The 14,602-nt window shown below is 61.1% G+C and carries 11 protein-coding genes; 9 read left to right on the plus strand and 2 right to left on the minus strand.

All coding sequences use genetic code 11. The features are described 5' to 3' along the window. The first annotated feature begins 39 nt into the window (after positions 1-39). Positions 40-1,245 (plus strand): DUF362 domain-containing protein, encoded by a 1,206-nt coding sequence (locus KSY82_RS01145; protein ID WP_217749915.1) that lies wholly within the window; start codon positions 40-42, stop codon positions 1,243-1,245. Positions 1,246-1,378: 133 nt separating this feature from the next. Here the strand turns inward: KSY82_RS01145 and KSY82_RS01150 are convergent, their stop codons facing one another. Continuing rightward, positions 1,379-2,344 carry an alpha/beta hydrolase gene (locus tag KSY82_RS01150; protein ID WP_217749916.1) on the minus strand — a complete coding sequence of 322 codons (966 nt, stop codon included), beginning with the start codon at positions 2,342-2,344 and terminating at the stop codon, positions 1,379-1,381. 186 nt (positions 2,345-2,530) lie between these two features. Between KSY82_RS01150 and trhA the strand changes: the two genes are divergently transcribed. From trhA to KSY82_RS01190, 8 genes are all read left to right on the plus strand, one after another. Further along, a complete protein-coding gene (gene trhA, locus KSY82_RS01155) occupies positions 2,531-3,214 on the plus strand; it encodes a PAQR family membrane homeostasis protein TrhA (protein ID WP_217749917.1) in 684 nt (227 codons plus the stop codon). 110 nt (positions 3,215-3,324) lie between these two features. Next, the gene (locus tag KSY82_RS01160; protein WP_217749918.1) at positions 3,325-4,698 is read left to right on the plus strand and encodes a hemolysin family protein; all 1,374 of its coding nucleotides are present in this window, start codon (positions 3,325-3,327) and stop codon (positions 4,696-4,698) included. 24 nt (positions 4,699-4,722) lie between these two features. After that, a complete protein-coding gene (locus tag KSY82_RS10320) occupies positions 4,723-5,556 on the plus strand; it encodes a cyanophycin synthetase family protein (RefSeq protein ID WP_254881652.1) in 834 nt (277 codons plus the stop codon). Positions 5,557-5,692: 136 nt separating this feature from the next. Next, positions 5,693-6,082, plus strand: coding sequence for a YtxH domain-containing protein (locus KSY82_RS01170; protein WP_035136593.1), 390 nt, complete (start codon positions 5,693-5,695; stop codon positions 6,080-6,082). Then, complete coding sequence (locus KSY82_RS01175) at positions 6,082-6,837, plus strand: PRC-barrel domain-containing protein (protein WP_006235736.1); 756 nt, start codon at positions 6,082-6,084, stop codon at positions 6,835-6,837. Before KSY82_RS01170 ends, KSY82_RS01175 begins: the two co-directional genes overlap by 1 nt. 72 nt (positions 6,838-6,909) lie before the next feature. Next, positions 6,910-8,316 (plus strand): polysaccharide deacetylase family protein, encoded by a 1,407-nt coding sequence (locus KSY82_RS01180; protein WP_254881653.1) that lies wholly within the window; start codon positions 6,910-6,912, stop codon positions 8,314-8,316. A 328-nt stretch (positions 8,317-8,644) separates the two neighbouring features. Further along, positions 8,645-10,489, plus strand: coding sequence for a magnesium transporter (locus KSY82_RS01185; RefSeq protein ID WP_217749919.1), 1,845 nt, complete (start codon positions 8,645-8,647; stop codon positions 10,487-10,489). A gap of 74 nt (positions 10,490-10,563) precedes the next feature. Continuing rightward, complete coding sequence (locus KSY82_RS01190) at positions 10,564-11,760, plus strand: Nramp family divalent metal transporter (protein WP_099432833.1); 1,197 nt, start codon at positions 10,564-10,566, stop codon at positions 11,758-11,760. A gap of 517 nt (positions 11,761-12,277) precedes the next feature. Here the strand turns inward: KSY82_RS01190 and KSY82_RS01195 are convergent. Then, positions 12,278-14,494: an acyltransferase family protein gene (locus tag KSY82_RS01195; RefSeq protein ID WP_217749920.1), complete on the minus strand. Its 2,217-nt coding sequence runs from the start codon at positions 14,492-14,494 to the stop codon at positions 12,278-12,280. Positions 14,495-14,602 lie beyond the last annotated feature (108 nt).

A 14,602-nucleotide genomic window follows, 5' to 3' on the forward strand; every position in this document is an offset into this window, starting at 1 on the left:
CTATGTCTGTAACGCCATATGGACCGAGGGGATAGATCTATGACCACAACCGCGCCCACCGCACCCGCCAAGGTGTACTTTACGAACCTGCGCACGCATGCTCGCGAGAGCCAGCTCGACAAGCTCAAGCGCCTCATCCGTCGCGCCGGTATCGAGCAGATCGACTTTGAGAACAAGTTCGTCGCCATCAAGATTCACTTTGGCGAGCTGGGCAATCTGAGCTTTTTGCGCCCCAACTACGCCCGCGCCGTCGCGGACGTCGTAAAAGAGCTGGGCGGCAAGCCCTTCCTCACCGACTGCAACACGCTCTACGTCGGTAGCCGCAAAAACGCGCTCGAGCACATCGACACCGCTTACCAGAACGGCTTTACCCCGTACGCTACGGGTTGCCAGATTATCATCGCCGACGGCCTCAAGGGCACCGACGAGGCGTTCGTTCCGGTCGAGGGCGGCGAGTACGTGCACGAGGCCAAGATCGGCCAGGCACTCATGGATGCCGATATCGTGATCAGCCTCACCCACTTTAAGGGTCATGAACAGGCCGGTTTTGGCGGCGCTATGAAGAACCTGGGCATGGGAGGCGGCAGCCGTGCCGGCAAGATGGAGCAGCATGCCGCCGGCAAGCCGAATGTCGATACCACCAACTGCGTGGGCTGCCACGCCTGCGAAAAGATCTGCGCGCACAACGCCGTCTCGTTTGACGACACCCGCGAGCGCGAGCTTGCCAACGGTAGTACTCGCACGGTACACGTGGCCGCCATCGACCACAATCGCTGCGTGGGGTGTGGGCGCTGCATTGCGGCGTGCAACCAGGACTGCATCAAGCCCGGCTATGACGCTGCGGCCGATGTGCTCAACTACAAGATCGCCGAGTACACGAAGGCTGTCGTCGACGGCCGCCCGAGTTTCCACATCTCGCTCGCTATGGACATTAGTCCCAACTGCGATTGCCATCCCGAAAACGACACGCCCATCGTCAACGATATCGGTATGTTCGCGAGCTTCGACCCGGTCGCCATCGACCAGGCTTGCGCCGACGCCGTCATGGCATCCGAGCCGCTGCCCAACACCGAGCTCACCGATAGCGCCGCTAAGATGGAGCACAATCACGAGCACCTGGAGGGCGAGCAGGCCAAGGATCCCTTCTGCATCACGCATCCCGACACCGACTGGCGCGTGTGCATCGCGCACGCCGAGAAGATCGGCCTGGGCACGAGCAAGTACGAGCTCATCGAGGTCAAGTAGCACCTAGCTATTAGACAAAACAAGCGCCTTTGTAGCACAACTGTTAGCAAAAGCCGCCCGTGAGCACAGTGCCCACGGGCGGCTTTTCGGAAGTGCTAGGGGGTCAGATAGGCCAGTAAACCGTACTATTTGCCTAAAAATACTCGTCGAGGAAGTCGTCGACCGTGTTCCAGTAGAGCTCGGGGTCAACTTGCGCACTCTTGGCGTGGGTGGCGCCATGGATGGTGAGCTTTTGCTTGACCTTGCTGGCGCACGCCTCGTAGTTTTGGTCGAGCATACTGTACGGTACAAAGGTGTCCTGGTCGCCGTGGATAAACAGCATGGGAACCGTCGCGTGTTTGAGTTGCTCCACACTGCTCGCCTTATGAAAGTCGTAGCCCGCGCGCACGTTGCACACCAAGTTTGCTACATCGAGCAAGGGAAAGCTGGGCAGGCCGAACACATCCTTGAGCTGCAGGGAAAACTCGTCCCAAACGCTCGTATAACCGCAGTCCTCGATAATGCATTTTACGTTTGCGGGCAGAGATTCCCCCGCGACGTTCATGGCGGTTGCCGCACCCATCGACTCGCCAAAGACCAGGATGCGCGCCTCGGGGTCAGCCTGAACGATTTGCTCGATCCATGCGACGATGTCGAGGCGCTCGGGCCAGCCCATGCCGATATAGTCGCCGCCGGAGCGCTCGTGGGCGCGTGCGGCGGGTGCGAGTACGTTCATGCCGCGGTCGTGGAATCGCTTGACGTATCGGGCCATACCGATGGGCTCGTTGGTATATCCATGCAGGCAGACGGCGTAATCGTGTGCGCTCTCCGACGCAGCAAAATACCAGGCGGCAAGCTCGGTCCCGTCGTTCGCGGTGAGGCTGCTGCTCTCGCGGTTTTCCTTAAACCACGCCCGTGCCTCGCCCTCCTCGGCGTCCATCTGCTCGCCCTTTTCGGCGTCCTTGCCATCCTGCATCATCTTCATGGTGTACGGCGCTTGGGGGTTCAGGGCAAAGTCAAACAAAAAGTTGCCGGCAAACCCCAGCAGCGCGACAACGAGCACCAGCGCAACGACGCCGGCTATCTTGAGCTTTCGATGGGAACGTGCGTTTTGAGACATAAGAAGCTTTCCTATAAGATGTTAATACATCAACATTTAATGCAAGCGCATTATGGACGTTCGCCGTTGATGCGTCAACAGGCAAAGAATGGGTAAACAAAGGGTCACGTATGGTGCAAATTTCGCACGTACCCAGACGCTTTGATATAGTGTTGAGAACTCTTTACGTTGGAGGATGTAACCGGCATGTCCGATTCGAGCGACAGTTCTAAGCCGCGACCCAAGACCGCGGCCGTTCCACACTACACCATGGGTGAGGAGATCATGAACTCCGTCACCCATGGTGTCGGCTGCCTGCTGGGTATCGCGGGCCTGGTGCTCCTGATCGTATTCGCCGCCCTGCGCGGCGGAGGCCCGGCCCACATGGCCGCGGCGATTGTCTATGGCGTCAGCATTATCCTCGAATACCTAGCCTCCACGCTCTACCACGCGATTCAGCTCGCGCGCGCCAAGCGCGTGTTTCGCATCATCGACCACAGCTGCATCTACCTGCTCATTGCGGGCAGCTATACGCCGTTTTGCCTCATTACGCTCGCAAACGACGGCGGCGCTGTGCTGTTCTTTGCCGTATGGGCCATCGCCGTCATCGGCATCGCCCTCGAGTGCTTTTTGCGCGAGCGTCAACCGCACTGGGTAAGCGGCTTGGTCTACCTGCTGATGGGCTGGCTCGTTGTCTTTAAGCTGCCCGAACTTGTGGCGCTGCTCAACCCCGTGGCACTTGCCCTGCTCGCCGTCGGCGGCGTGTGCTACACCGCGGGCGTGCCGTTCTATATCGCCAAAAACGTGCGCTATCTTCACAGCGTGTTTCACCTGTGGGTACTCGCCGGCAGCATCTTCCAGTTCATGGCGGTGATCCTCTTCGTAATCTAGCGACCACGCCTGCGCGCCCGCGTCCTTGTTTGGGCGCTGGTGCAATTGCCGTATCCGCCACCAACGTTTTAATCCGACGTCCCGAATCTTGGAGGTTCGAGAAACTCCCGATGGACATAACCATCTCCCTTATCACCACCCTCGTTTTGACCCTCATCAACGGCTACTTCTCTATGTCCGAGATGGCGCTCACCACGGCCAAGCGCGCCGTGCTGGAGCACGAGGCCGAGGAGGGCGACAAGCGCGCCGAGCGTGCCATTAAGCTGGCTGCCGACTCCGACCAGCTGCTCGCCACCATCCAGGTCGCCATCACGCTCGTGGGCTTCGCCTCGTCCGCCGTCGCCTCGACGAGCCTGTCCGACCCGCTCGCCACGTGGCTCATGAGCTTTGGCCTCGCGCCGCTCTCCGCCATCGCACGCGGCCTGGCGCCGGTCATCATCACCGTCGCGGTCGCCTTCGTGTCCATCGTGATCGGCGAGCTCGTCCCCAAGCGCATCGGCCTGGCCAATGCCGAGGGCGTGTCCAAGCAGGTCGTGGGCCCGCTTTCCGTGTTCCAGAAGATTGCCCGTCCGCTCGTGTGGCTGACTGGCGCTTGCTCCGATGGCCTGGCCCGCATCCTGCGCATCAAGAGTGCCGACGACCGCCAGAACGTCTCGGAAGAAGAGATCAAGTACATGGTCTCGGAGCAGGACGACCTGCTCGACGAGGAAAAGCGCATGATCCACGAGATCTTCGACCTGGGCGACACCGTTGCCCGCGAGGTCATGGTGCCGCGCGTGGACACCACCATGTGCGAGGACGACGAGACGGTCGCCGACGTGCTGTCCACCATGCGCCAGACCGGCTTTAGCCGCATCCCCGTCTATCACGAGGATCCCGACAACGTCGCCGGCATCGCGCACATCAAGGACCTGATTCAGCCCGCGCTCGACGGCAAGGGCGACCAGCCCATCGCCGGCTTTTTGCGCGACGCCACCTTTGTGCCCGACACCAAGGACATCCTGCCGCTGCTGTCCGAGATGCAGACCTCGCACGACCAGATCGTGGTGGTCGTGGACGAGTACGGCGGCACGGCCGGCATTATCACTATCGAGGACATCGTCGAGGAGATCGTCGGCGAGATCGAGGACGAGTTCGACCCCGACAACAAGTATCTCACGCGCCTTTCGCGCCGCGAGTGGCTCGTTGATGGGCGTTTTTCGTGCGATGACGCGATTGAGCTTGGTTGGCCGCTTGAGGAAAGCGATGATTATGAGACCATCGCCGGCTGGATTTTGGAGCTTTGTGACTCGGTGCCCGACATCGGAGAGGTGTTTGAGGTCGCGGGGTACAAGTTTAAAGTTCAGTCGATGCGTGGCCAGCGCATCTCGCTCATTCGCGTGATCGCTCCGGCCGAAACCGATAAGAAGGATTCCGAGTCTTCGGCAGAGAAGCCGGCGGCGTCGGGTGCGGGCTCTGTGGATCCGCACGATGGCGACGAGTAGGGCAAGGAAGAGTAGGGGAGAGTTATGGCAGGCCTGTTCAACATCCTTAAGGTCACCGTCAGCGAGGACAAGATCTGCGCGCATGTGCTGGTGAACCCCGGCATGCCGCTCATGACCTCGGAGGATATCGAGGCCACGGCGCGCGTGTATTACCTGGTGCCGGCGATTGCCAAGCACCTGTGCCTGGGTGATTCCGGTCGCGAGTTCCAGGACTGCATGGGCCAGACCGAGCTCTGCCACCTGCTGGAGCACGTGACGGTTGAGCTCATGAACGAGACCGGGCTTGCCGGCAGCATCTCGTGCGGCCGCACGCGCGTAAGCGAGCACGACGAGCGCGTTTTTGAGGTTGAGCTTTCGTGCCCCGACGACGCACTGGCCATTGGTGCGCTGTCGTCGGCCACCTTTATGATGGACTGGGCGTACCTGCACGCCGACCAGCCTGCTCCCGACGTGGAAGGCACGGTCGCGGGTCTGCGCAACCTGGTGCTGGGCATGCGCGCCGAGGCCGAGGGCAAGGATCCTCACGAGGCCGTCGCCGCTGCGAACGGCGAAGATGCTGCCGAGGACGAGGGCGCTGACGAGGGCGATGTGCCGGTCGACGCCGAGCCCGTTGTCGATGCGACCGCCGAGCCCGTTCCCGCCGAGCCCCAGGGCGTCCCCAACTTTGACGACGAGCCCCAGGTGGCGATTGATACCGAGGGCGCGGTTGCCGAGAACCACGAGGCCTCCGCTGCCGTCTTTGGCGGTGCTGCGACGGTTCCGGCAGGACCTGCGCATGAGGGCGGCCTGCCGCTCGTGGACGGCGCCGGCGAGGACCCGGGTGCCACGGTGGCCATGCCGGCTATGCCCCAGGAGTAGGCCTACGCGTTTATCACCATCACGTACCTGCGCCTTTGCCGTACACAGATGAGCGGAGCGGCAAGTGATGCGCTGCGGGTATAATGGACAGCATTCAAACGGTGGGCACCGACGTGCCCGCAGGAGAGGAATGATCATGGGTAAGACTTTCAGCTTTGTCTCCGGCGCACTTTTTGGTGCCGCTGCCGGCGCTATTGTCGGCGTTGCTCTGGCCCCGCGCTCGGGCGCCGAGACCCGCGCCATGGCTGCCGATATCGCCAACGACGCCTGGGACAATATGCGCGACACCTACGAGCACAGCGCCGAGGAGGCCCGTGCTGCGGTGAATGACTTTGGCCCGATGGTCGACGCCAAGACCGACGACCTGCGCGCCAAGGTCGACCTGGCCCGCGAGCGCATGGACCAGCTGCGCGAGCAGCTCAACGACGCCATTTCGGGCGGCAACGTGACGCCTGCTGCCGACGTCGTGGTCGAGAACGCCGTCGAGGCTGATACCGAGGCTGCGGAGCCCTCGACCGAGGCATAATGCGCGCCGGGGATTTTGTCGGCGCCAAGATCTATCGCAAGCCTACCGAGGACAAGCGCACCAAAAAGGACGGCACGCCGCGCAGCCCTAAAAAGCTCGGAAAGATTCACTTTCCGGTCTTTACCCCGGGCGGTACGCGCGTGGTCGGCTTTATGGTCCGCCAGTCCGATATCGCGGGTATGATCGAGCGCCCCGACCGATTCGTAGCGCTCGACGCCATTGGTGTCTACGAGGGCGCCATTGCGGTCGATGACGTCAAGGACACGTACGATGCCGCCGCCGCTAAGCGCCTCGACATCAACCTGGACGATTGCATCATCTGGGTCGGTATGGACGTGCGCACGGAATCGGGCGACGTCGTGGGCTATTGCTCGGATGTGGAGTTCAAGCCGCGTTCGGGCATCGTGCAGGCATTCTATGTGACCGCCGGTGCTGCTTCGAGTGTTTTGGTCGGTGACACGCAGGTGCCGCCGACGATGCTGCGCGGTTATGCGGACGGCGCAATGATCGTTTCGGACGAGGTCAAGTCGCTCGGGTATTCGGGCGGTGCGGCTGCCAAGGCCGCCGAGGCCAGCGTCGTGGTGGGCGACAAGGTCAAAAAGGGCGCCAAGGTGCTCGACGACAAGGGATCGGTTGCCGTGGACAAGGGCAGTCGCGCACTGGGCAAGCAGCTCGGCAAGACGCGCGGCATGTTCAAGGCCTTTAAGGACGAATACCAAAAGGCGAGCGGAGGCTCGTCAAAAGCTACAAAATAGCGACGTACCAAATGATGGGAGGCAAGCCGGAGACCTGTTGCTCCGGCTTGCTGTGTTTATGGGGGAGGGCACATGCGCCAAAACGGATCCAACTTAAACGGGCGTTCGGGTGCGCGTCCGACGGCGCGCCGCGACCTGGGGCAGCTGCCCAGCGGTCAGCGCAAGCGTCACCGTAAGCCCGGCGCGATGTATCTCAACCATAGCCGCGGCTTTAGCGACCGCAGCGCTCGCATCGGCAACAGCCGTACGCCCCGTCGTTCGTCTCGCCTGCCCTATGCGCTCATTGCCGTGGGTTGTGCGCTCGTGCTGTTTATCGCTGCCGTCGTGGGCTACGTCAACCGCAGTGTGGACGTGGAGCTCAACGGCCAGAAGACCGCGGTGCGCGTGGGCTCTACGCTGCAGAATCTCATCGACGAACAGGATTTGACTGACACCTACGATGCAGGCGACCTGCTGGCCGTCGATGACAGCGTGCTCAAGCGCCATGGGGGCGAAAAGCTGTCGGTGAAGGTCGACGGCAAGCGCGTGAAGCAAGGCAAATGGGATAGCCGCGAACTTGAGGGCGGCGAGAAGGTGACGGTCAAGGATGGCCGTAACACCTACGAGAAGCACGAGGTTCAGGCTACGGTTATCGAGCCCAAGCTCAAGGTCGAGGGCACGGGCGCTATCGAGTATGTGCAGACATGGGGTGTCCAGGGCCGATCCGAGGTGTGGGTTGGTGAGCAGTCAGGCAAGACGCAAGACCGCGGCGAGGTTGTGCCCGCCACCGATTGCGTTGTTGCGTGCGCCAGCGTGGCGCCCAAGGGCAACAAAAAGTACGTGGCACTGACGTTTGACGAGGGTCCGAGCGGCGCCACCAAACAGATCTTGCAGGTGCTCAAGGAAAAGGGCGTCACCGCGACGTTCTTCCTTTCGGGCGATGCGGCCGAGGCCTCGCCTGCCACGGCCAAGGCGATTGTCGACGCCGGGTGCGAGATCGGATCCAACAGCTACAGCGACGATTCGCTCAAGGGTCAGGACCGTGAGGCGGTACGCGAACAGATCACGAAAGGCACCGATGCGATTAAGTCGGCGACCGGCGTGAAGACGATGCTGCTGCGTGCTCCCTATGCTGCCTTTGACGAACAAAACTGGATTGATGCGATGGACCTGGTCTCCGCCGTGGTCTCGTGGAATATTGACTCGGGCGACTGGCTGCTCAACGGTGCCGACGAGCAGGTCTCGACGGTGCTCGATTCGGTGACGCCGGGCAATATCGTGCTGCTCACCGATAGAGACGAATGCGCCGAGCAGACGCTCGAGGCGCTGCCGCAGATTATCGACGGCCTCATTGCCGACGGCTACAAGATCGTGACGCTCAGCGACCTGGTCAAGACGGACACGTCGCTGAGCAAAAAGCTCACCTCGCTGACGAAGGTCACCATGCCCAAGGACGCCGTGTTCCCCCAACTTGCCGAGGACGACGACACCACAGAGTAGTCATTGGGTAGTCGTTTAAGAACGTCCCCAACGGCTATGTCACGGATGCGTCAGCGTTTGGTATGCCTGCAATGTGCAGCGCATAAATTCGATGCCGCAGGGCGATGCTGATGCTATAGTTACTGCGGTTAATGAGGGTCAAGAGAAAGGTTACAGGTGAAATCCAAACCTCGACCATACAGTCGATGACCCCATGCAGGTGCTTTTTGCGCATGCACGGGGTGTAAGCGTCGAGCGGCGTGCCGCCCGCGCATGCGTATACATATCCAGAAGCCCCCGGACGCCGCACGCGCGGCCACGTCCGGAGGAATTATGATGGGGAGCACCATTGAATTATCTGAGTGAGATGCTCAAATTGCCGGTCTTGGACGTCGACGGCGAAAAGCTCGGCGTGGTCAACGATTTTGGTATTGCTACCGGCGAAGTTTTTCCGCACGTGACGTCGCTCGCGTTCCGCGGACCCGGCAAGACGCCGTTTATGATCAGCTGGCGCAAATGGGTCGACCGTATCGACGAGACGGGTGTACACCTTAAGACGTCGGCCACCGAAATCCGTTTTTCGTACCTGCAGCCGACCGAACTCCTGCTCGCCCGCGACGTGCTCAACAAGCAGATTGTCGACACGCAGGGCATGAAGGTCGTGCGCGTCAACGACATCAAGTTTTCCATGTCGGGCGAAAATCAGCTGCGCCTGCTGGGCGCCGAGGTCGGTGCCCGCGGTCTGCTACGCGCCATCAGCCCCGCGCTCGAGCATATCGTCGAAGGCTTTATGAAGCACCTGGGCAAGCCGCTCAGTGAGGACATCATCGCTTGGTCCTACATGGACCTGCTCGACCGCTCGACCAAGAACATTCAACTCTCGGTGTCGCACAAGACGCTCGGCGAGCTGCACCCTGCCGACATCGCCGACATTATCGAGCAGCTCGACCCGCGCCTACGTGCGCAGGTGTTCGCGCAGCTCGATACGGCACAGGCCGCCGAGGCCATCTCGGAGTTCGATGACGACGAGCTCATGACCGAGATGCTCGAGGGCCTGTCCGATACCGACGCATCGTCGATGCTGGCCATGATGGACCCGGACGACGCTGCCGACCTGATCGACGAGCTCGATTATGAGAAGGCTGAGAAGCTCCTGCGCCTGATGGGCGTCAAGGAGGAGAAGGCGATTCGTAATCTGTTGGGCTACGAGGACAACACCGCCGGCCGCATCATGACCTCGGAGTTTGTCTCGCTGCCCGCCACGGCGACGGTCGGCGACGCCATCGAGGCGATTCGCAAGCTCGACGAGGACTTTGAGAGCGTCTATTACGTCTATACCGAGGACCCGAGCGGCATGCTGACGGGCGTGCTTTCGCTGCGCACGCTGATCGTAGCCGACCGCGACGCCACGCTGGGCCAGCTCGCCTATCGCGATCTGGTCTACGTGTCACCCGGCGAGGACCAGGAAGACGTGACGGACGAGATGACCAAGTACGACCTGGTTGCCATCCCTGTCTGCGACGAGAACCGTCATATCCTGGGTATCGTAACCTTTGACGACGCCATGGACGTTATCGCCGAGGAGCACCAGGAGGACCTGCAGATCGCAGGCGTCGGCTCGGGCGATAGCGCGTCCGACGACTCGACGAATGTGCTCAGCTGGTTTGTGCATCGCCAGTACTGGGTTGTCGTGTGGGGCATTGCCTCGTGCATCATGGCAACGGTGCTGGGGACGGCGCTCGGCTCCGCGCATCTGGTGGTGTTCCCCATGTGCGCCATGCCGCTCGTGCTGCTGGCGGCCTCGCGCATGGTGTCGTTCGTCAAGAACTACTTCCTGGAGTATGACGGTCACGACGACGAGCCCAAGCCGTATCTGGGGTTCTTTTTCCAGAGCACGGGCATGGGCCTGATTCTGTCACTCGTGACCTACCTGTGCGCTCAGCTGGTGCGCACCGCCGCGTTCCCCGATGCGCCCATGTTTGAGGAACAACTCTTTACCGGGTGCTTTAATATCGCTGCCATCATTTGCCTGGTTGGCAACATGAGCGCCGTGATTTACCTGATGGTGCTGTTCTGGCGTGACGAGCATGACCTCAACACGTCGGGCACCGCCATGAACGTTATTGCCGTCATGATCTCGTGCGTAGCGTACTGCGCCGCTGCGGTGTTGCTCACCATGTCGGTCATGGGTTAGGTGGTCGCGTGCAAAATACCAAGCAAAAGTCGGGCACCAAGCAAAAGTTGACCATCGCGGCCATCTTTGGCGCTATGGGTCCCGGTCTGCTGGCGGCGCTTTCGGGCAATGACGCCGGCGGCATTGCAACGTATTCCAGCGCGGGCGCCAGCTATGGCTACAAGATGCTCTGGATGCTTCCCGTCATGACTGTGCTGCTCATCGTGACGCAGGAGACCGCGGCACGCTGCGGCTGCGTCACGGGCAAGGGCCTGGCATCGCTCATTCGCGAGCGCTTTGGCGTGCGCAAGAGTGTACTTGCTATGGCGGCGCTGTTGATCGCCAACACAGCCGTGACCATTTCGGAGTTTGCGGGTATTGCGAGCGGCCTCGCCCTCTTTGGCGTGCCGGCGAGCATCTCGGTGCCGTTGGTGGCGCTGCTGGTGTGGATGCTTACCATGTCGGGTAGTTTCCAGCGCATCGAGAAGATTCTACTGCTGGTGAGCTGCGTGTTCGTGACCTATATTGTCGCCGCGTTTATGGCTGGCCCCAACTGGGGTGAGGTCGCGGTCGACCTGGTCGTGCCTAACATTCAAAATGACCCCAGCTACGTGTCGCTCGTGGTCGCAACGATCGGTACCACCATCGCGCCGTGGATGATTTTCTTGGCGCAGAACAACGTGGTCGATAAGAACGCGGGCGAGGACGATATCGTGCTGCAGCGCATCGATACCGTGAGCGGCTCGCTTGCCGCCGATGTCATTGCCGGCTTTATTATCATCACGACCGGTACGGTGTTGTTCCCGGCGGGTATTCAGATTAGCGATGCTGCCGATGCCGCCCGCGCGTTGGAGCCTATTGCGGGTCAGTGGTCCACGGTACTGTTTGCCTCGGGCCTGGTCGCGGCGAGCTTCTTGGCCGCCTGCGTGCTGCCGGGCGTTACGTCGAGCGCTATCTGCGAGGCATTTGGCTGGGAGCGCGGTGCCGACCGCAGCTGGGACGAGGCCCCGGTTTACCGCGGCATCATTACGGCCATCATCGGTATCTCTGCCGTGCTGGTGCTTATGCCCGGCGTCGATCTGTTCCAGATTATGATGACCTCGCAGGTCATCAATGGCGTGCTACTGCCCGTGGTTCTGGTGTTCCAGGTGGTTATCGCCGCCGACCGTCACATCATGGGTGCCAACCGCAATGGCCGCGTGTGGAACGTGCTCACTTGGGCGACTATCGCCGTGATTACGGTGCTCACGGTCGTCATGTTTGTTCTGCAGGCGATGGGCTACAGCGCTTAACGCCCACTTTTGCTTCCGAACAGGCCGCAGCGATGGGCCGCGGCCTGTTTTTTGTCTGCTATAGGGTGTTAGTTATATAGCAATGGACAAAAAATGCCAAATATGAGTACTGTTGCTAAGTGAATAGCATTTACATCCTAAAAGATAATGAACATAGCCTTTAGTATGTTCATTAAAATTGGCTCCAATACGCCTTAAACCAGTCAGGTTGGCTGCTTTAGGGGGTTGTAGGGGTCGCTCGGACGTCATTTTGGGTGGTTTTGCCTGCTACTAAAATGGTAACAGTACTCATATTTGCCCTTTTTTGCCCACAGACCTTTGAGGGTGCGGCGAAAAGGGCTTGTTTTGATTGTTTGGGGCAGGCACGAGGCGCGGAAACGATGTCTGGAGCGACGGAGCGGCCTGGAATTCATCCGTAGAGGTCTTCATTGGCTGCGCCAGGAGTGTCCCTAACTGCCGGAGGGGGTGTCTGCCGTGGCAGACACCCCCTCCGGATGTGGGAAGTTTGCGCTGCAGGTTACTTGTCGGTGCCCAGCTTGTGCGGCTTGAGAGCGAGCGCATTGACGAGTGCGTCGGTGGCAGACTTGACGGCTGCCGGCTGCGGATCGTTGACGTGATCCTCGGGGTGTACGGGCAGGTCCTTCTTGACGGCATCGTGGATCAAGTTGAGGTACTCAGTCACGCCAGTGGTCGATAGGTGCGTGCCATCGCCATCGAACAGGTCGTTGCGGTTGGCGCTGTATCCGTACCAATCGATAACGCGCACGTTCTTGTAGCGCGTAGCGGCGTTGGCGATGGCCTGGTTGGTAGAGCCAACCCACGGCTGCGGGCTGCGCGTGTTCACAAACACCACAATACGCTTATCTCCTGCATCGGCCATGATGGCGTCGATCTGGTCGTCGGTTACCAAGCCGTTGGTGCCCAGGGCAAAGACCACGATCTTGCCGGCAAGGTTCTGCTGGATATAGCCCTCAAATGTCGCACGGCCCGCATCAAACTGGCGGCCCTTTTCGGCATCGATATGGCTGTGCGGGAACACGCCGTCAAAGGTGTCTACGGCACGCAGCGACACGGAGTCGCCGATCATAAGCAGATCGTAGGAGCCATCGGGGAAGCCGTCGTTGTCCTTGTCGGTGTCGTCGGCCGCCTGCTGGTCGGTGGGCGCGGTGTTCTTGGCTTCCTTGTTCAGAACTTCGGCGCCCTCGCCGCTCAGCGCAGACGTCTCGGGCACAAAGATCAGGCCGCCCAGTGCAACGACCAACACGACAGCGCAGGCTGCGCAGACAGGGACGCGCGCGCGTACCCAGTTAGCGGGCGTGGTGGTGCCGTCGCGGAACTCGGATACGGTGCGGCCGAAGGCGCCCTTCCTAAACGGAGTCTCGATAAAGCGATAGCAGCACTCTGCCACGGCGACCACCAACAACACCTGCAAAATGTACTGCCACCACGGCGTATCGTTGATGTTGGCGACCGGGTTCATGAGCAACAGCAGCGGATAGTGCCACAGGTAGATGCTGTACGAGCGCTTGCCAACCCACACGAGCGGCTCGGCGGACAGCGCGCGGGCAACCATTCCCTGGGGCTGCACGCAGGCCGCGATGACCATGAGCGTGAGGATCGAGCACAGCAGCGTGCCTCCGCGATACTGGAACGCGGTGTAGCCGTTGGTGAGCGCGACCATGGCGGCAAGGCCAACCAGACCCACGAGGCCCAGCACATCGATGGATGCGGGCGAGGACCAAAAGCGCACGAGGGCGCTCGGCTGTGCCGGGGCGGTCTCGGCTGCTTCGTCGGCCTTCTCGCCAGGCTTGCCCTCGGCGTTCTTGCCGTGCTTGGCGGCGCCAGCTAGGCGATTGAGCCCCAAACGACGAGCGAGACGCACCGGCGCCAGGTCGCGATCGGGGATAAAGGCCATCCAGGCACCCAGCAGCAGCGAGAACACACGGGTGTCGGTGCCGTAGTACACGCGGCTGGGGTCGGCGGCAGGGTTATAGAGCACCATCATGGCGATGGCGGAGACAGCAGCTAGGCCCAGAACCACGCGGCGCGTGTTGGGCTTGCTCACATGCATGGATACCATGGCAAACAGCAGTGGCGGCCAAATCAGGTAGAACTGTTCCTCGATGGCAAGCGACCAAAAGTGCGTGAGTGGCGAGGGGTCGCCCAGAGCATTGAAGTACGAGACGTTTTGGGCAATCTGCCACCAGTTGTTGAAGAACAGCAGCGACGGCAGGATGTCGGGGCGCATCTTGGTGAGCATCACGTGGTTAAAGATGGTGCACAGCGCGCAGGTCACCACCACGACGGTCACCACGGCGGGGACCAGGCGACGGATGCGGCGAATCCAGAAGCTCTTGAGGTCGATGCGTCCGGTCTTAGCGACTTCGTTGAGCAGCAGGCGCGTGATCAGATAGCCCGAAAGCACAAAGAAAATCGTGACACCGAGCAGACCGCCCTGCGCCCACGTGAGGTTGAGGTGATAGAGCACCACCGCGACGACGGCAAGCGTGCGCAGGCCGTCAAGGGCAGGGATGTAGCGGGACTTGGGGCGAGCAGGCGTCTGCTCCGCGGCGGGAGTGTTGGCGCGGCCCGCGTTGTTGGCAGAAGTGCGATGGGGGCTCGCGGTGCGTCGCGGCTCGTTGGCACGGCGTTCGCTCTTCACGCGTTCGTGCGGCGCCGGCTCGTTGCCCGTGCGGCGTCGACCGCGCGAGCCCGATTGCGAGAATTGTTCCATAAAACATCATCCAATGACGAGAATAATCAGCACGCCTTCATTGTAGCTGCCTGCTCCTGTGAATGCTTGCTGCTGGCGCAAGCTCAAGCGCGCGTCCACATCAAAGTG

The organism is Collinsella aerofaciens (assembly GCF_019131995.1).
GTDB lineage: Bacteria > Actinomycetota > Coriobacteriia > Coriobacteriales > Coriobacteriaceae > Collinsella > Collinsella aerofaciens_S.

Excerpts from the sequence above, each read along its gene's own strand:
- KSY82_RS01145 (WP_217749915.1), top strand. The coding sequence starts at position 40 with ATGACCACAACCGCGCCCACCGCACCCGCCAAGGTGTACTTTACGAAC.
- KSY82_RS01180 (WP_254881653.1), top strand. The coding sequence starts at position 6,910 with ATGCGCCAAAACGGATCCAACTTAAACGGGCGTTCGGGTGCGCGTCCG.
- KSY82_RS01150 (WP_217749916.1), bottom strand. The coding sequence starts at position 2,344 with ATGTCTCAAAACGCACGTTCCCATCGAAAGCTCAAGATAGCCGGCGTC.
- KSY82_RS01195 (WP_217749920.1), bottom strand. The coding sequence starts at position 14,494 with ATGGAACAATTCTCGCAATCGGGCTCGCGCGGTCGACGCCGCACGGGC.
- KSY82_RS10320 (WP_254881652.1), top strand. The coding sequence starts at position 4,723 with ATGGCAGGCCTGTTCAACATCCTTAAGGTCACCGTCAGCGAGGACAAG.
- KSY82_RS01190 (WP_099432833.1), top strand. The coding sequence starts at position 10,564 with ATGGGTCCCGGTCTGCTGGCGGCGCTTTCGGGCAATGACGCCGGCGGC.
- KSY82_RS01160 (WP_217749918.1), top strand. The coding sequence starts at position 3,325 with ATGGACATAACCATCTCCCTTATCACCACCCTCGTTTTGACCCTCATC.
- KSY82_RS01170 (WP_035136593.1), top strand. The coding sequence starts at position 5,693 with ATGGGTAAGACTTTCAGCTTTGTCTCCGGCGCACTTTTTGGTGCCGCT.
- trhA (WP_217749917.1), top strand. The coding sequence starts at position 2,531 with ATGTCCGATTCGAGCGACAGTTCTAAGCCGCGACCCAAGACCGCGGCC.
- KSY82_RS01175 (WP_006235736.1), top strand. The coding sequence starts at position 6,082 with ATGCGCGCCGGGGATTTTGTCGGCGCCAAGATCTATCGCAAGCCTACC.